Origin of the sequence: Streptomyces fradiae ATCC 10745 = DSM 40063 (assembly GCF_008704425.1) — a bacterium.
In the GTDB taxonomy this organism is placed as follows: Bacteria; Actinomycetota; Actinomycetes; order Streptomycetales; family Streptomycetaceae; genus Streptomyces; species Streptomyces fradiae.
This window is the reverse complement of sequence record NZ_CP023696.1, coordinates 3,424,369-3,440,880: the sequence shown is the minus strand read 5'-3', so window position 1 is coordinate 3,440,880 and position 16,512 is coordinate 3,424,369. Positions and strand designations below refer to the sequence as shown.

The following is a 16,512-nucleotide window of genomic DNA, read 5'->3' as shown; positions in this document are numbered from 1 at the left end:
CCGGCCGTGCGTCAGTAGCGGAGGCGGCTGCCGCCGTCCGGCGCGGCCGCACTCGCCTCGACCAGCGCGTCCACGACGGCCTCCACGTCCGGCAGCCACGGTCCGCCCGGCGCGGGCGGGCGCTCCCAGAGCACCGGGCCCGTACCCGTCCGCGACGGGGGCAGCACGAGGTAGCCGCCCTCGCCGTGGAACCGCAGCGAGCTGGGGACGCAGTCCTTCGCGTACAGCAGTTCGCCCAGCCGCTCCAGGGAGTACGGGGCGACCAGCAGCGACCAGCGCGTCGGCGTCGCCACCACGGGGCCGAGGCGCAGTCCGCGCCGGTCCAGCACCGCCAGGGCGCGCGCCGCCGCGACGGCCGGGAGGCTCACGGCGCAGGGGGCGCGGCCGCCGGTGGCAAGGAGCAGGGGCGCGTCCGGCCGGTTCATCCACCACCAGCGCACCATCCGCGCGTCGGTGGTCGCGGCCAGCAGGCCGGGGTCGAAGGGGTGTGCGCCGGGGACGACGCACTCGGGGTCGGGGCAGGCGCAGGCGCGCGCCCCGCCGGCGGGTCCCCCCGCCGTCCTGCTCGGCTTGGCAGGCTTCGTCGGCTTGGCCGCCTTGAACCCCACGCCGGGGAGTACGGGCCACTGCCACTCGGTGGCGCAGTGCAGCGCCGCGTCGAGGAGGGCGGGCCTGTTCCTGCGCCCGAACCGGAGCCTGCGTCGCATTCCGAGGATCTCGCGCATGAGCGCTCGTTCCTTTCCGTTGAACGCCGAGGTCCACATCACAACACGTGTGCGTTACTTCGCTGTGCGTACGGGGCGGCGAATCGCCGCCCCGGGCCGCCGACGAGCTGCCGGGCGGTCGGACAACACCGCTGGGGGGCCGGCGTCGGCTGAGTCAGTCGAACGTGTGGCGAGGAGTGGCGCGCGAAGGGCGCTCTCCGCACCGTCGAGACGGGCGCGCCCTCGGTGGAAAGGACGTCCGGGCTTCCCGCGAGGTTCCGGGCCTGCCCCAACCGCCCCTGGTCTCCACCGATTACGTACCCTGCCCGCCCGGAATGACGCAGCCCCCGAGTCCGCTGGGTGTCGCCTCGGACGGTGCCCCTTGCCGAACGCGCTCAGTCGACCGCAAAACCTCCCCACCGGGGCCATTTTTCGGTCAAGTTCAGCATTGCACAGACACCACGCGTCCCGCTGGACAATGCTGGACATCCCCTCACGTGTACGTGTACATGTGGATGCACTGATAGCGGCGCAGCATGACATGCGGATTGACATGGGGGTTTGCGATGCTATTGAGCGACGGGAAGCAGCCGGAAAGCCGGCTGCCATGAGCGCCCCTCACCTGCCGAAAGTGGCCGGAATCGATCCCACGGTCCCTCCTCCTGCTCACACTGCGACGCCCCTCCCTGGTATCCCCGCCGCGGCGCCTCAACCCGGAACCCCGCTCCAGGACCGGCTGGCGGGGTGGGTCTCCGATCTGACGACCCTCCACGAACTCATCGGACGCCTCGCCCGGACGAGCACCCTCGACGGCGCCCTCCGCGAGCTGCTGGACGCGGGCGCCTCCCTCGTCGGGGCGCGCCGGGGGATGGCCGTCATCGAACCGGCCGACGGCCACGGCCCCACCGCCACCGTCGGGCTGGGCCTGGCGCACGCCGACCTCGGCACCATCGAGACGGTCCCCCGCAGCGCCACCTCCTACGGGCGCCTCCTCGACGGCCTGCCCGGCGGCCCGCTCCCCGACCCCCGCCCGCCCTCCGTGGACTCCCTTCCCCTCACCGGCAGCGCCGTCGACGGTCGCGCCGGCTCCCACGCCGCCGCGCACACCGCCGACGGCCACGGCGCGGACGAAGCGGCCGGGGCCCCCGCCGGCGCGCCGGGCCCCGTCGCCGTCCCCGACCTCCTCGGCGACGAGCACCTGGACCCCCGCCACCGCGAGGTCGCCGCCCGCCTGGGCTTCGCCGCCAGCTACGCCGTACCACTGAGCACGCCGGAGGCCGGCCGCCTCGGCGCGGTCGTCTGGCTGTACGACGAACCGGCCGAACCCGACGGACGCCACCGCCACCTCGTCAGCCTGTACGGGCAGTACGCCTCCGAGCACCTGGCCCGGCTGCTGGAGCTGGAGCGCGGCCGCTCGCAGATCGCCGCACTCACCGAGGAGCTGCTGCCCACCCGGCTGCCCCGCGTCCCCGGCGCCCGGCTGGCCGCGCGGCACACCGCCGGGGGGTCCGGCGGCGGTGACTGGTACGACGCGCTGCCGCTGCCCGAGGGGGCGCTCGGCCTGGCCGTGGGGTCGGTGTCGGGCACCGGGCCCGGTGCCGTCGCCGCGATGGGGCGACTGCGCGCCTCCCTGCGCGCGTACGCCGTGATGGAGGGCGAGGACCCCGTCGCCGTCCTGTCCGACCTGGAACTGCTGCTGCGGCTGACGGAGCCGGCGCGGACCGCGACGGCCCTGTTCGCGTACGCCGAGCCGGCGCGGCGGAGAATCGTGCTGGCCGGTGCGGGGCACGTGCCGCCGCTGGTTCTCGGCGAGCGCCGCACCGAGTACGTGGAGACCTCCCTGTCGGCGCCGCTGGGGATGCTCGCCTGCTGGGAGGCGCCGAGCGTGGACCTCGACGTGGAGCCGGGAGAAACGGTGCTGCTGTACACCGACGGCCTGCTGCGCCGCATGGGTGGTTCCGTCGACCGCGCCTTCACCCGGCTGCACGCGGCCGCGTCGAGCGTGCCGAAGGCCGACCGGGACGACCCGGAGGCGGTGGTGGACCACGTGCTGCGTCTGGTGCTCGGCGGGCCCGACGACGCCGGGGACGGGGGCGAGGACTGCGCGGGCGGCGGGGGCGGGCACGAGGGCGGCCGGGTCGCGCGGGACGCCGACGAGGACGTCGTGATCCTCGCCGCCCGGTTCGACTGATCGCTTCGAGCAGGACCGTCGCGGGCCCCCGAAGCGGCAGGCGGGCACGGCGGCCGTCGACCGGAGCCCGCCCCAGGGTCCCCGGGCCCGGCCCCCGGCCGTCGAGTACCCGGCCGCCGGGTACCGCCCGCGACACGGCGGGGCCTTTCGGCCAGCCGGGGCCGACAGGTGCTTTCCCCCTGGGCCCCCTTACGCACGCCCGTACGATGGGAGGCGTACCCCAGGGTCACCGACCCGGGGGTCAGGGGTTCAGTGTCGTACCTGAAGGAGGCGGACCCGTGGCCGATGAGCTCACTCCGGAGACCCCGGAAAGCGACGAAGAGCCGATCAAGCAGCGCAAGAACGGCCTGTACCCGGGCGTCTCCGACGAGCTCGCCGAGAACATGAAGTCGGGCTGGGCCGACACCGAGCTGCGCGACCTGCGGCCGATCGCCCAGGCCGCGCACACCGCCGCACGCCGTGCCGCGCTGTCGGCCCGCTTCCCAGGTGAGCGCCTGGTCGTCCCCGCGGGCAATCTGAAGACGCGCGCCAACGACACGGAGTACGGCTTCCGCGCCGCCACCGAGTACGCGTACCTCACCGGCAACCAGACGGAGGACGGCGTCCTCGTGCTGGAGCCGCGGAAGGACGGCGAGGGCCATGACGCGACGCTGTACCTGCTGCCCCGCTCCGACCGGGAGAACGGCGAGTTCTGGCTGTCCGGCCAGGGCGAGCTGTGGGTGGGCCGCCGGCACTCGCTGACGGAGGCCGCCACGTTGTACGGCATCTCCACCCACGACGTCCGCGAGCTGCCGGCCAGGCTCGCCGAGGCGACCGGCCCGGTACGGGTCGTGCGTGGCTACGACGCGGGTGTCGAGAAGGCGCTGACCGACAAGGTCACCGCCGAGCGGGACGAGGAACTTCGGGTCTTCCTCTCCGAGGCGCGGCTCGTCAAGGACGACTTCGAGATCGCCGAGCTGGAGAAGGCGTGCGCCTCCACCACGCGCGGCTTCGAGGATGTCGTCAAGGTCCTGGACAAGGCCGAGGCGACCTCCGAGCGCTACATCGAGGGCACGTTCTTCCTGCGCGCCCGCGTCGAGGGCAACGACGTCGGCTACGGCTCCATCTGCGCCGCCGGTCCGCACGCCTGCACCCTGCACTGGGTCCGCAACGACGGTCCGGTCCGCCCCGGCGACCTGCTCCTGCTGGACGCGGGCGTCGAGACGAACGAGCTGTACACCGCCGACGTCACGCGGACGCTGCCGATCTCCGGTACGTTCACCGACCTCCAGCGCAAGATCTACGACGCCGTGTACGAGGCGCAGGAGGCCGGTATCGCCGCGGTCAAGCCGGGTGCCGCGTTCCGCGACTTCCACGACGCCGCCCAGCGGGTCCTCGCCGAGAAGCTCGTCGAGTGGGGTCTGCTCGAGGGTCCGGTGGAGCGTGTCCTGGAGCTGGGCCTCCAGCGCCGGTGGACTCTGCACGGCACCGGCCACATGCTCGGCATGGACGTCCACGACTGCGCCGCCGCGCGCACCGAGGCGTACGTGGGCGGCACCCTGGAGCCGGGCATGTGCCTGACGGTGGAGCCGGGCCTCTACTTCCAGGCCGACGACCTGACCGTGCCGGAGGAGTACCGGGGTATCGGCGTCCGGATCGAGGACGACATCCTGGTCACCGAGGACGGCAACCGGAACCTGTCCGAGGCGCTTCCGCGCCGCTCGGACGAGGTCGAGGCGTGGATGGCGGGCCTGCGGGGCTGACGCCTCCGCCCACCCCGACTCCCCTTCGCCCTGGGAACATCCCCCGCCGGAACGACTCCGGCGGGGGATGTTTCACGTGAAACACGGTGGCGGCGGGAACCGGGGAAGGGCAGGCACGGGGAAGGCGGCAGGGCTGGCGGAGCGGAAGCCTCCCGAGGCGGAAGGGCCCAGGGCGGGAGGCCGGGGAAGGCAGCGGGCGCCCGAGACAGGCGCGGCGACGGGCCCGCGCGTGAGTCGGCCCGGTGTTTCACGTGAAACCGTGCCGCGCACGGGAGGTTTCACGTGAAACCGCGCCCCGCACGGCCCGGTCCCATCCCCGCCGACTGCGGCAGGTTCCACGTCGAGGGCGGCGGGCCGCTCAGGTGGTCAGCGCCACGGGCGCGTCCGCCCGCCACTTGACGCTCTTGTCGAAGGAGACGACGGCTCCGCCCCGCCCGGCACGGTTCCCGAAGTGCACATGGTCGGCGAGCTCCTCGATCAGGCGGAGGCCGCGACCGCTCTCCGCGTCCACGGGCGCCGTGCTGCGGGTGAAGGCGCACACCGGCTCCTGGGGGAAGCCGGGCCCCGAGTCGGCCACCTCGATACGGCACTTCTCACCGTCCAGGTATGCCGTGACCCGGAACTCGGCCGACCCCTCCCCGGCGTGCTCGACCGCGTTGGCGCAGGCCTCACCGAGGGCCAGCGACAGGTCGTAGGAGGTGTCAGGGTCCACCCCGGCGGTCTCCATGGTGCCGAGGAGGAGACGTCGGGCGAGCGGAACGCTCGCAGCCTCGCGCCGCAAGTGGAGGGACCACCAGATGCTCATGCTTCAGCCTCCCGGCCGCGGCTCGTCGTACCGTTACGTATTGCCCTATATCCGGCGGGTAAGCGCTGCCGGGGTGTCCGCTCCCCCGATCAGCGGACGCGCCTGCTCGGGCCGCGGGTGTATACGCGAGAGCCGGGGCCTTACGGGACTCCGGCGCCATTCCGGCGCCAAGGCGACGTACCGGACCTGCCGTGGGGGGCTCGAAGGCGTGGTGGGATGATGGCCCGGCCATGTCTGCCCCCCTTGGTCCACGGCTGCTCAGGGCCGCGGTGTTCACCGCGGTCTGCGTCGTGCTGTCCGCACTGGGGCACTCCCTGGCCGCGGGCCAGGCCGTCCCCTGGTGGACGCTGGCCGTCGGCTTCGCCGCCATTCTCGTGCTGGCCCTGCCCTTCACCGGGCGGGAGCGCTCGCTCCCCTCGATCACGGTGGCCCTCGCGGGCGGCCAGCTGGCCCTCCACATGGTCTTCGGGGTCGGGCAGGAGCACGCCGCACCGGCGGGCACCGACGGTCCCGCGAGCGACGCGCTGGTCCGCGCGGCCGCCCGGCTGATGTGTGGCGGCGGCGGTGCGCAGCAGATCACCCCCGGCGAGGCCCACCGGATCGTGACGTCCGCGGGTCTCGACCCGGCGAATGCGGCGGCAGCGGCCGGGGCGGGACCGGTCGCCACCGGCCCGGTGGACCAGTTGATGCTCCCGAGCATGTCCATGGTCCTGGCCCACCTGCTCGCCGCGCTCCCCGCCGGGTGGCTGCTGCGCCGTGGCGACCTGGCGCTGCTGCGCCTGGCCCGGCTGGCCCGGATGACGGCGCGGGGGGCCGCGGAGGCCGCCGACGAGGCGCTCGTCCGGGCACTGCGCGCGGCGCTCGTCCTCGTACGCGTCCTGCTCGCCGGTGCGCGGTCGCTGCCCGCCACCGGGCCGTGGACGGCGCACGCCCGCGAGGACGCCCCTCCGGTCCCGACCGCCGGGGCCCTGCAGCACACGGTGATCAGGCGCGGTCCGCCGGTCTCCCTCACGCTCGCGGCCTGACGCGTCCCGTCCAGGCCCGTCCTCCTTTTCCCGGCCCCGAAGCGGCCCCCTCCGGCGCACACGCGCCCCTCGACCACGTGACGCACCCGCGTTCGCGGCGTTCCCCGACGCCCCCGCACCGGCCCGCCCGGCCGTCCGGGCCGGCAGCGGGCGCGACCCACGCACCTCTGCGGCGTGTCCGAGGCGGCGTCCCGGCGACCGGGCCCATGGCCGCCGCGGCCGAACCCGACGCGCCCGTGCGCGTCCGCACAGCCTTCTTTCTCGCAAGTGGAGTAACCCGACATGAACGTCAGCCGTCTGCCCTCGCGTCTCGCCCTCGTGGGCGGTACCGCCGTCTCGTCCGTCCTGCTGCTCTCCTCGACGGCGTACGCGCACGTGACCGTCCAGCCGCAGGGCGAGGCCGCCAAGGGCGGCTACGCCACGGTCAACTTCAAGGTGCCCAACGAGCGGGACGGCGCCTCCACCGTGAAGCTGGAGGTCACACTGCCCACGGACCACCCGCTGGCGTCCGTGATGCCGCAGCCCGTGCCCGGCTGGACCGTCGTGGTCGAGAAGGCGAAGCTCGCCAAGCCGCTGGACGTGCACGGCAAGAAGATCACCGAGGCCCCCTCCAAGATCACCTGGACGGCGAGCGGCTCGAAGATCGAGCCCGGCCGGTTCCAGCAGTTCCCCGTCTCACTCGGCCGTCTGCCCGAGGACACCGACCGACTCGTCTTCAAGGCCCTCCAGACGTACGACAACAAGGAGGTCGTGCGCTGGATCGAGGAGCCCGCCGAGGGTGCCGCCGAGCCCGACTCACCCGCGCCCGTGCTGAAGCTCGCGGCCGCCGCGGAGGACGGTCACCACGCGAAGACCGGTGCCGCCGGAGCCGCGCGGGCCGCCGACGAGAACCAGACGAAGACCGAGGCGGCGTCGGCCGATGTGAGCGACACCACCGCCCGCGTCCTCGGGGTCGTCGGCATCCTGGTCGGAGCCGCCGGCATCGCGTACGGCGTCCTGGCCGGCCGCCGCCGCTCCGCCTGAGCCGTGGAACCCGGGAGCGCGGGCCCCGCGACCGGCCCCCGGCTCCGGAGCCCCGGGCCCGCGCCTCGGGCCCGCGCCTCGGGTCCCGACCGGGCCACCGAGGCTGATGACGTACTCCCTCCCTCTCCGCCCCTACTGATTCGAGAGAACACGTGATGCGCACTCACCCCCGCGCCGCGCGGCCCCGCCGTGCGGCACACCGCACGCGGCTGATCGCCGCCGCGTTCGCCGCCGCGTCCACCCTGGCCCTCTCCGCCTGCGGCCCCGGCACCGACACGGGCAACAGCCCCGTCGCCGACGTGTCGGTGGCGCCCGACTCCGGCAAGCCCGGCACGGTCCTCGACCGGCCGTTCGAGAAGCCGGAGCTGGTCCTCACGGACACCACCGGCAAGCCGTACGACCTGCGCCAGCGCACCAAGGGCAAGCCGACCCTCGTCTACTTCGGTTACACCCACTGCCCCGACGTGTGCCCGCTCACCATGAGCAACCTCGCCGAGGCGATGAAGCGGCTCCCCAAGGCCGACCGGGACAAGCTGGAGGTCGTCTTCGTCACGACCGACCCCGAGCGCGACACCCCCGCCGAACTGGCCAAGTGGCTGCCGGCCGCGGGCGACCCGAGCTTCGTCGGCCTCAGCGGCGAGTTCGCCACCATCCAGGCCGGTGCACGCCGGCTCGGCATCGGCATCGACCCGCCGTCCAAGGACAAGGACGGGAAGGTCGTCTCGATGCACGGCGCCCAGGTGATGGCGTTCTCCCCGAAGACCGACCGCGGCTACGTCGTCTACGGCGAGAACACCACCGTCGACGAGTACGCGAAGGACCTGCCCAAGCTCATCCGTGGAGAGAACCCGTGACCCGCACCACCACCGCCGCCTTCTCCGCCGCGCTCGCGCTCGTCGCGGGCCTGGCCCTGGGCGGCTGCTCGTCCGCCGACCAGACGGACACCACCCCGCAGCTGAAGGTCAGCGGGGCGTTCATGCCGGAGCCGGTCAGCGCCGACATGGCGGGCGGCTTCCTCACCGTCACCAACACCGGTGACAGCGCTGACACGCTCACCTCCGTCACCAGCGACCTGTCCGACGACGTGCAGCTGCACGAGACGAAGGACCAGAAGATGCGGCAGGTCGACTCCTTCGACCTGCCCGCCAAGGGCGAGCTGAAGCTCCGGCGCGGCGGCGACCACCTGATGTTCATGGGGCTCAAGCGCACCCCGAAGAAGGGCGACACGGTCAGGATAGAGCTGCACTTCGAGAAGGCCGGCCGGATCGGCGTCGAGGTCCCGGTCGAGGCCAGGACCCACAACCCGCAGGCATCCGGGGACCACATGGAGCACGGTGGGGCGAGCTCCCACCAGCAGCAGCCGAGCAGCCACGACGGCGCACGGCACTGAGCGACGAGGAACGACCATGACGGCCATCGCCCCCCGCCCCGGAGCCGCCGCACGCCCGGCCCTCCGGTCGCAGACCCGCCGGGCCCCGGGGCCCCCTCTGGCACTCCGGAGGCCGGTCCGCCGGGCGCTCCCGGTACCGGTCCGCCGGGGGCGGGCGCGGCGGGGGCCGGTCCTTCGGCGTCCGCTTCTCTGGCGTCCGGTCCGCCGGGGGCCGGTCCTTCGGGGGCCGGTCCTTCGGGGGCCGGTCCGCCGCGGGTCCGCCGGGCTCGCGGCGACCGGCCGCACGCCGGTGCGGCGGCTGCCCGCGCTGCTGCTGCTCGTCGCGGGGCTGCTCGGCACCGCGCTCTCGGGTACGGCGTCGGCGCACTCCGCGCTGACCGGCAGCGACCCGGCGGACGGAGCGGTGGTCGCCACGGCGCCCCAGCGCGTCACCCTCACCTTCTCCGAGCAGGTCGCGCTCGGTGACGACGGCATTCGCGTACTGGAGCCGAGCGGGAAGCGCGCCGACTCCGGGGAGCTGCGCGACCTGTGCAGCGGCCCGGTGGTCCGGTACGGCGTGGACCTGCGCGACGGGCTGCCCGACGGCACGTACACCGTCGCCTGGCAGGCCGTGTCGGCCGACAGCCACCCGATCTCCGGGGCGTTCACCTTCTCCATCGGCGAGCCGAGTGCGACGAAGGTCGTCCTGCCCCGGCAGGAGGCCGGTGGCGGGCTCGTCGGGCAGCTGTACGACATCGGGCGGTACGTGTCGTACGCGGGCTTCACCGTCCTCGCCGGCGGTAGCGCCTTCGTCCTGGTCTGCTGGCCGCGCGGCGCGTCCGTGCGGCCGGTGCGGCGGCTCGTCGCGTACGGCTGGGTGGCGTTCACCGCCGCCACGCTGGCACTGCTGATGCTGCGCGGGCCCTACACCGGGTCGGGGCGGCTGGGCGACGCCTTCGACCCGGGGGTGCTGCAGGGCGTGCTGGACACCAGGACGGGCGCCGCGCTCACCTCCCGGCTGCTGCTCGCGGGTGTGGCGGCGCTGTTCGTCGCGGCGCTGTTCGGGCCGTACGCGCGGCGCGAGGGGCCGGGCGACCGGCGGGACCTCGTCTACGGGCTGGCCGCGGGCGGGACCGTCGTCGCGGCCGGGATCGCCGGGACCTGGGCGCTTTCCGAGCACGCCTCGACGGGGGTGCAGCCGGCGCTCGCCATGCCGCTGGACGTCCTCCACCTGCTCGCCGTGGCCGCCTGGCTGGGCGGGCTCGCCGCGCTGGCCGTCGCGCTGTACCGGGAGCCGTCCATCGAGCGGGCCGCCGTCGGGCGGTTCTCCCGGCTGGCGTTCGGCGCGGTGGCCGTGCTGGCGGCGACGGGGCTGTACCAGTCGTGGCGGCAGGTCGGCAGCTGGTCGGCGCTGACCGGCACGGCGTACGGACGGCTGCTGCTGCTGAAGCTGGGGCTGGTCGCCGTCCTGCTGGGCGTCGGCTGGGTCTCCCGCGGCTGGACGCGGCGGCTCGCGGAGCCGGCGCGCGGAGCCTCGCACGGGGCGGACGACGAGTCGCGGGCGGAGGAGAGCGGCGCGGAGGAGACCGGCGCGGAGGAGAGCGGCCCCGGCACGGGCGCGGGGCCCGTACCGGACGCAGGCGTCGCCGACCCGGTCCGGGCCGCGCAGCTGGCGCGGCAGCGGGCCGCCGTCGCGACGGCCCGCAGGCGACGGGTGCGGGACGCCGACCCCGCGCGCGCCGGGCTGCGCCGCTCCGTGCTCGCCGAGACGGCCGTCGTCGTGGTCCTCCTCGCCGTGACCACCGCGCTGACCACGACCGAGCCCGGCCGTACCCAGGAGCAGGTGGACCGCGCGCAGGCGGTGGGCGCGACCGCCGTCCCGGACCGGCCGGTCGACGTCACCCTGCCGTTCGACACGGGAGGCCCGGACGGCACCGGCACCGTCCGGCTGACCCTCGACCCCGGCCGGTCCGGCGCCAACGCGCTGCGGGTCGACGTCGACGGGACGGACGGGCGGGCGCGCGACGTGGCCGAGCTGAAGGTGTCGTTCACCCTCGACGAGCGGGAGATCGGACCGCTGGCCATCGCACTCGACAAGGACGCGCCGGGCCGGTGGACCGCCCGCTCGGCGCGGCTGCCCCTGCCGGGGGACTGGCGCATCCGGGTGACGGTGCGGACGTCCGACATCGACCAGACCACCATCGACAAGAACGTGAAGATCGGTTGACCTGACTATGAGCGACAACCTGGAGATTTCGCGGCGTCGCCTGCTCGGCACCATGGGCGCCGCCGGAGCGGCGGGACTCGCGCTCGGCGGCGCGGGCGGCGCCGCGGGGTACGCGGCCCTCGCCGACGGCGGCGACGACGGGCCCGCGCTGGCGGCGGTCGGTGCGGCGCGGGTTCCCTTCCGCGGCGCGCACCAGGCGGGGATCGTGCAGCCGCCGCAGGCGTGCGGCCACCTGGTGGCGTTCGACCTGGCGCCGGGCGCGGGCCGCAAGGAGGCCGTCGCGCTGATGCGGCGCTGGTCGGCGGCGGCGGAGCGGCTGATGGCGGGCGAGCCCGTGGGCGGCTCCGACAGCGCGGTGGCGAAGGACGCCGGGCCGTGCTCGCTGACGGTCACCTTCGGCTTCGGCGCGTCCTTCTTCGACCGCACGGGGCTGGTGGCGCGGCGGCCGCGGGAGCTGGACCCGCTGCCGGTGTTCTCGTCCGACCGGCTCGACCCGAAGCGCTCGAACGGCGACCTGTGGGTGCAGATCGGCGCGGACGACGCGCTGGTGGCGTTCCACGCCCTGCGGACCCTCCAGCGCGAGGCGGGCGCGGCGGCGAAGGTCCGCTGGCAGATGAACGGCTTCAACCGCTCGCCCGGCGCGACCGCGCACCCCATGACGACCCGCAACCTGATGGGGCAGGTCGACGGCACGAACAACCCCAAGCCGACCGCCCGCGACTTCGACCGGCACGTCTTCGTCCAGCCGGGCGGGGCCCAGCCGTGGATGGCGGGCGGGTCGTACGCGGTGGTGCGGCGGATCAGGATGCTGCTGGACGACTGGGAGAAGCTGCCGCTGAAGGCGCAGGAGGAGGTCATCGGGCGCCGCAAGTCCGACGGCGCCCCCCTGACGGGCGGTACGGAGACGACGAGGTTGGACCTCGACAAGCTGGGCCCGGACGGCAGGCAGGTGATCCCGGCCGACGCGCACGCGCGGATCTCGGCGCCCGAGCAGAACGGCGGGGCGACGATGCTGCGGCGCCCGTTCTCGTACCACGACGGGATCGGTCCGGACGGGGTGCCGGACGCCGGACTGCTGTTCATCTGCTGGCAGGCCGACCCGAGCCGGGCCTTCGTGCCGGTGCAGCGGAAGCTGGACCGGGGCGACGCGCTGTCGCGGTTCATCCGGCACGAGACAAGTGCCCTGTTCGCGGTGCCGGGCGGGCCGGCGGAGGGCGAGTACGTGGGCGGGCGGCTGCTGGAGGCGTGAGACGGGGCGCCTGTGCCCCCTCGCACGGGCGCGCCCCCGGCGGGGGCGGGGGCGTACCGGGGGCGCGGGCTCGGGCCGGGCGCGGGCTCGGGCCGGGCGCGGGCTCGGGCCGGGCGCGGGGACGGGTCCGGGGACGGGGGCGGGTCCGGGTCGGCCGCGGGGCTCGGCCCGGCTTCGGGGCGGCGGATCGGCCGCGGGGCGGATCGGGTCGGCCGCGGGGGCGGATCGGCGGCCGACGCGGGTCGCCGCGGGACCGGAGCCGTACAGGGCGCGGGTGGTCCGTCGGAGGCGGTCCGGCGAAGGCGCATGGCGGGGGCCCGGCGCATTAGGGTGACCGGTATGTCGGCCACGCGATACACCTACCTCGGCCCCGAGGGCACCTTCACCGAGGCGGCCCTGCGGACGCTGCCGGAAGCCGCGACGCGCGAGCTGGCGCCGATGGTGTCGGTGCCCGCCGCCCTGGACGCCGTGCGGAACGGGGAGGCCGCCGCCGCGCTCGTACCGATCGAGAACTCGGTGGAGGGCGGGGTGACCGCCACGCTCGACGAGCTGGCGTCGGGCAGGCCGCTGATGATCTACCGCGAGGTGCTGCTGCCGATCGCCTTCGCGCTGCTGGTGCGGCCCGGCGCGAAGCTCGCCGACATCAAGACGGTGACCGGGCACCCCGTGGCGCAGCCGCAGGTGCGGAACTGGTTGCGCGCCCATCTGCCGGCGGCGGTGTGGGAGTCGGCCGCGTCGAACGCGGACGGGGCACGGCTGGTGCAGGAGGGCCGGTTCGACGCGGCGTTCGCGGGCGAGTTCGCCGCGTCGACCTACGGGCTGGAGGCGCTGGTCACGGAGATCCACGACGCGGAGAACGCCGAGACCCGCTTCGTGCTGGTGGGCCGTCCCGCACGGCCGGCGGCGCCCACGGGCGCGGACAAGACGTCGATGGTGCTGTGGCTGCGGGACGACCACCCCGGCGCGCTGCTGGAACTGCTCCAGGAGTTCGCGGTGCGCGGCGTCAATCTGATGCTGATCCAGTCGCGCCCGACGGGTGCGGGGATCGGGAACTACTGCTTCGCGGTGGACGCCGAAGGCCATATCGCGGACCGGCGCGTGGGCGAGGCGCTCATGGGCCTGAAGCGGATCTGCCCGAAGGTGCGCTTCCTCGGTTCGTATCCGCGGGCGGGAGTCTCCGCGGACGGGGCGCGGGCGCTGCGCCCCGGCACGTCGGACGCCGACTTCACGGCGGCGGCGGACTGGCTGGCGCGCTGCCAGGACGGCCGGGGGGCCTGAGCTTGCGCTGCCAGGACGGCCAGGGCGCCTGAGCTTCGGGGGCGTCCTGGCCGCGAGGGGACGTCTGGGCTTCAGGGGGCGCCCGAGCTGCGAAGGCGCCGGCCTCCGGCGGAACGCTGAGCCCGGGCGGACGGCTGCGATCGCAGACGTGGAGGGGTGCCCGAGTTATCCACAGCCCTTGGGGCTCCCTGGGGACAAGTCGACATCTCCACCCTCGCCACCAGGGGGCGAACCGGGCAAGGTCGACAAATCGCCATGGTGATCACCGCGGCAATCCCGCCCCCTCTTCGGTCGCCCGCATCGCCCCCATTCCCCGATCGGCCCCTCAACCCGCACAGCTCCCACCCGAATGAGCACTTGGGCAGGGTTTGAGCCCGGAAATCGCCTGCCGAACCCGTTCCTCCGGCGCGATCGCTTCACAGGAGCGGAAACCTTCCCCACAGGCTGTGGATAACATTCACCAGTCCAGCGACGCTGTGGACAAGTTACGCGCATGGATCGCGCTTTACCTGCATTGCCGACATTTTCACCTTTACCTTCGACAACTCCGACAATTGGCGCAAAGAGAAACGCTCGGGCGGCGGTGATACGCGGTGGGGTGCGACCGGTCCACACCGGTAGCCTGGGAGGGTGATTGACCTTCGCCTGCTCCGTGAGGACCCCGACCGTGTTCGCGCCTCCCAGCGCGCCCGTGGAGAGGACGTCGACCTCGTCGACGCCCTGCTCTCCGCCGATGAGCGGCGCAGGTCGTCCGGCGTCCGTTTCGACGAGCTCCGCTCCGAACAGAAGTCGCTCGGCAAGCTGATCCCCAAGGCCTCCCCCGAGGAGCGGGCGGAGCTGCTGAAGCGGGCCGAACAGCTCAAGAGCGACGTCAGGGCCGCCGACGCCGAGCAGCACGAGGCCGACGAGGAGACCCGGCGCCTGCTGCTCCAGCTCGGCAACCTGGTCCACCCGGACGTCCCGGTCGGCGGCGAGGAGGACTTCGTCGTCCTGGAGACGCACGGCACGATCCGCGACTTCGCCGCCGAGGGCTTCGAGCCCAGGGACCACCTGGAGCTGGGCGAGGCGCTGGGCGCCATCGACGTGGAGCGCGCCGCGAAGGTGTCCGGCTCGCGCTTCTACTACCTGAAGGGCGTCGGCGCCCTGCTGGAGCTGGCGCTCGTCAACGCGGCCGTCGCCCAGGCGACGGAGGCCGGCTTCATCCCGATGCTCACGCCCACGCTGGTCCGCCCCCGCGCCATGGAGGGCACCGGCTTCCTCGGTCAGGCCGCCGAGAACGTCTACCACCTGGAGAAGGACGACTACTACCTGGTGGGCACGTCCGAGGTGCCGCTCGCCGCCTACCACATGGACGAGATCGTCGACGCCGACCAGCTCCCGCTGCGGTACGCGGGCTTCTCCCCCTGCTACCGCCGCGAGGCCGGTACGTACGGGAAGGACACCCGCGGCATCTTCCGCGTCCACCAGTTCGACAAGGTGGAGATGTTCTCGTACGTCGCGCCCGAGGAGGCGGAGGCCGAGCACAAGCGGCTGCTGGAGTGGGAGAAGCAGTGGCTGAACGCGCTGGAGCTGCCGTTCCAGGTGATCGACGTCGCCAGCGGTGACCTGGGTGCCTCCGCGTCCCGCAAGTACGACTGCGAGGCGTGGATCCCGACGCAGGGCAAGTACCGCGAGCTGACCTCCGCGTCCAACTGCGACAGCTTCCAGGCCCGCCGCCTGTCCGTCCGCATGCGCGACGGCAAGAAGGTCCAGCCGCTGGCGACGCTGAACGGCACCCTGTGCGCCGTGCCGCGCACCATCGTCGCGATCCTGGAGAACCACCAGCTCGCCGACGGCTCGGTCCGCGTGCCCGAGGTCCTGCGGCCGTACCTGGGCGGGCGGGAAGTGCTGGAGCCCGTGGCCAAGTGAGCCCCTTCCCCTACCGGCTCGTCGCGACCGACCTCGACGGCACCCTGCTGCGCCCGGACGAGACCGTGTCCCGGCGCACGCGCGACGCCCTGGCGGCGGCCACCGAGGCGGGCGCCGCGCACATCGTGGTCACCGGCCGCTCCGTGCCCTGGACCCGCCACATCCTGGAGGACCTCGGATACGAGGGCCTCGCGGTGTGCGGGCAGGGCGCGCAGGTCTACCACGCCGGCGAGCACCGGCTGCTGACGTCCGTGACACTCGACCGGCAACTCGCCGGGCTGGCCCTCGCGAAGCTGGAGGCCGAGGTGGGTCCGCTCGCCCTGGCCGCCAGCCGGGACGGTCTCGACGGCGAGGTGCTGGTGGGCGCCGGCTACCGGGTGCAGGACGGCCCGCTGCCGTACCTGCCGCTGGACGACGTGGCGCAGCTGTGGTCGGCGCCGCTGAACAAGGTGTACATCCAGCACCCGGAGCTGGACGACGACGCGCTGGCGGCGACCGCGCGCCAGGTCGTCGGCGGCCTCGTCGACGTGGTCATGGCGGGCGCGGGGGTGGTCGAGCTGCTGCCGCTCGGCCTGACCAAGGCGACCGGGCTCTCCCTGGCGGCCCGCCGCCTGGGCGTGAAGGCGGCGGAGACGATCGCCTTCGGCGACATGCCGAACGACATCCCCATGTTCGCCTGGGCGCGGCACGGCGTCGCCATGGCCAACGCCCACGACGACCTGAAGAGCGTGGCCGACGAGGTCACGGCCGCCAGCGACGAGGACGGTATCGCCCTCACCCTGGAGCGGCTGCTCTCGCGGTGAACCCCCGGCGCGGTGCCCCGACGCGGCGCCGCCGGGAACGGTCACGTCCGGGGCCGCCGCCGGGGGCGGCCCCCGGCGGCCCCGGACGCGTCGCGTCCCGCGCCGCCCACCCGCCCGGAGGCCCGGCCCCGCCGGCCGTGCGCCCCCGTCGGCCGTGCGCTCCCGCCGCCTGTGCGGCCCCCCAGTGC

The 16,512-nt window shown here is 74.4% G+C and carries 13 protein-coding genes; 11 read left to right on the top strand and 2 right to left on the bottom strand.

All coding sequences use genetic code 11. The features are described from left to right. Positions 1-11: 11 nt before the first annotated feature. On the bottom strand, positions 12-725 hold the full coding sequence (locus CP974_RS15215; protein WP_031132252.1) for a bifunctional DNA primase/polymerase: 714 nt from the start codon (positions 723-725) through the stop codon (positions 12-14). Positions 726-1,182: 457 nt separating this feature from the next. Here CP974_RS15215 and CP974_RS15210 point away from each other — a divergent pair, with 457 nt between their 5' ends. Further along, the gene (locus CP974_RS15210) at positions 1,183-2,895 is read left to right on the top strand and encodes a PP2C family protein-serine/threonine phosphatase (RefSeq protein WP_078915634.1); all 1,713 of its coding nucleotides are present in this window, start codon (positions 1,183-1,185) and stop codon (positions 2,893-2,895) included. A gap of 278 nt (positions 2,896-3,173) precedes the next feature. Continuing rightward, positions 3,174-4,637 carry an aminopeptidase P family protein gene (locus CP974_RS15205; RefSeq protein ID WP_031132254.1) on the top strand — a complete coding sequence of 488 codons (1,464 nt, stop codon included), beginning with the start codon at positions 3,174-3,176 and terminating at the stop codon, positions 4,635-4,637. A gap of 358 nt (positions 4,638-4,995) precedes the next feature. Here the strand turns inward: CP974_RS15205 and CP974_RS15200 are convergent, their stop codons facing one another. Further along, positions 4,996-5,442 (bottom strand): ATP-binding protein, encoded by a 447-nt coding sequence (locus tag CP974_RS15200; RefSeq protein ID WP_031132255.1) that lies wholly within the window; start codon positions 5,440-5,442, stop codon positions 4,996-4,998. A gap of 230 nt (positions 5,443-5,672) precedes the next feature. Between CP974_RS15200 and CP974_RS15195 the strand changes: the two genes are divergently transcribed. The 9 genes from CP974_RS15195 (at position 5,673) to CP974_RS15155 (ending at position 16,324) form a co-directional block, all read left to right on the top strand. Continuing rightward, positions 5,673-6,467, top strand: coding sequence for a hypothetical protein (locus CP974_RS15195; RefSeq protein ID WP_051839493.1), 795 nt, complete (start codon positions 5,673-5,675; stop codon positions 6,465-6,467). Positions 6,468-6,749: 282 nt separating this feature from the next. Continuing rightward, positions 6,750-7,490, top strand: a complete 741-nt coding sequence (locus tag CP974_RS15190) for a YcnI family copper-binding membrane protein (RefSeq protein ID WP_031132257.1) — start codon at positions 6,750-6,752, stop codon at positions 7,488-7,490. A 155-nt stretch (positions 7,491-7,645) separates the two neighbouring features. Then, a complete protein-coding gene (locus CP974_RS15185; protein ID WP_051839495.1) occupies positions 7,646-8,344 on the top strand; it encodes an SCO family protein in 699 nt (232 codons plus the stop codon). Further along, positions 8,341-8,880 carry a copper chaperone PCu(A)C gene (locus CP974_RS15180; RefSeq protein ID WP_037938031.1) on the top strand — a complete coding sequence of 180 codons (540 nt, stop codon included), beginning with the start codon at positions 8,341-8,343 and terminating at the stop codon, positions 8,878-8,880. Before CP974_RS15185 ends, CP974_RS15180 begins: the two co-directional genes overlap by 4 nt. Positions 8,881-9,169: 289 nt before the next feature. Then, the gene (locus CP974_RS15175; RefSeq protein ID WP_031132260.1) at positions 9,170-11,086 is read left to right on the top strand and encodes a copper resistance CopC/CopD family protein; all 1,917 of its coding nucleotides are present in this window, start codon (positions 9,170-9,172) and stop codon (positions 11,084-11,086) included. Between the two features lie 7 nt (positions 11,087-11,093). Next, positions 11,094-12,335 carry an iron uptake transporter deferrochelatase/peroxidase subunit gene (gene efeB, locus CP974_RS15170; RefSeq protein ID WP_031132261.1) on the top strand — a complete coding sequence of 414 codons (1,242 nt, stop codon included), beginning with the start codon at positions 11,094-11,096 and terminating at the stop codon, positions 12,333-12,335. Positions 12,336-12,674: 339 nt separating this feature from the next. Then, positions 12,675-13,613: a prephenate dehydratase gene (gene pheA, locus CP974_RS15165; protein ID WP_031127992.1), complete on the top strand. Its 939-nt coding sequence runs from the start codon at positions 12,675-12,677 to the stop codon at positions 13,611-13,613. 630 nt (positions 13,614-14,243) lie between these two features. After that, the gene (serS, locus tag CP974_RS15160; RefSeq protein ID WP_031127993.1) at positions 14,244-15,521 is read left to right on the top strand and encodes a serine--tRNA ligase; all 1,278 of its coding nucleotides are present in this window, start codon (positions 14,244-14,246) and stop codon (positions 15,519-15,521) included. Then, on the top strand, positions 15,518-16,324 hold the full coding sequence (locus CP974_RS15155; RefSeq protein ID WP_031127994.1) for an HAD family hydrolase: 807 nt from the start codon (positions 15,518-15,520) through the stop codon (positions 16,322-16,324). The genes serS and CP974_RS15155 overlap by 4 nt, the downstream gene beginning before the upstream one ends. Positions 16,325-16,512 lie beyond the last annotated feature (188 nt).

Coding starts and splice junctions, on each gene's coding strand:
- CP974_RS15200 (WP_031132255.1), bottom strand. CDS start 5,442: ATGAGCATCTGGTGGTCCCTCCACTTGCGGCGCGAGGCTGCGAGCGTT.
- CP974_RS15190 (WP_031132257.1), top strand. CDS start 6,750: ATGAACGTCAGCCGTCTGCCCTCGCGTCTCGCCCTCGTGGGCGGTACC.
- efeB (WP_031132261.1), top strand. CDS start 11,094: ATGAGCGACAACCTGGAGATTTCGCGGCGTCGCCTGCTCGGCACCATG.
- CP974_RS15195 (WP_051839493.1), top strand. CDS start 5,673: ATGTCTGCCCCCCTTGGTCCACGGCTGCTCAGGGCCGCGGTGTTCACC.
- CP974_RS15185 (WP_051839495.1), top strand. CDS start 7,646: ATGCGCACTCACCCCCGCGCCGCGCGGCCCCGCCGTGCGGCACACCGC.
- pheA (WP_031127992.1), top strand. CDS start 12,675: ATGTCGGCCACGCGATACACCTACCTCGGCCCCGAGGGCACCTTCACC.
- CP974_RS15215 (WP_031132252.1), bottom strand. CDS start 725: ATGCGCGAGATCCTCGGAATGCGACGCAGGCTCCGGTTCGGGCGCAGG.
- CP974_RS15210 (WP_078915634.1), top strand. CDS start 1,183: ATGCTGGACATCCCCTCACGTGTACGTGTACATGTGGATGCACTGATA.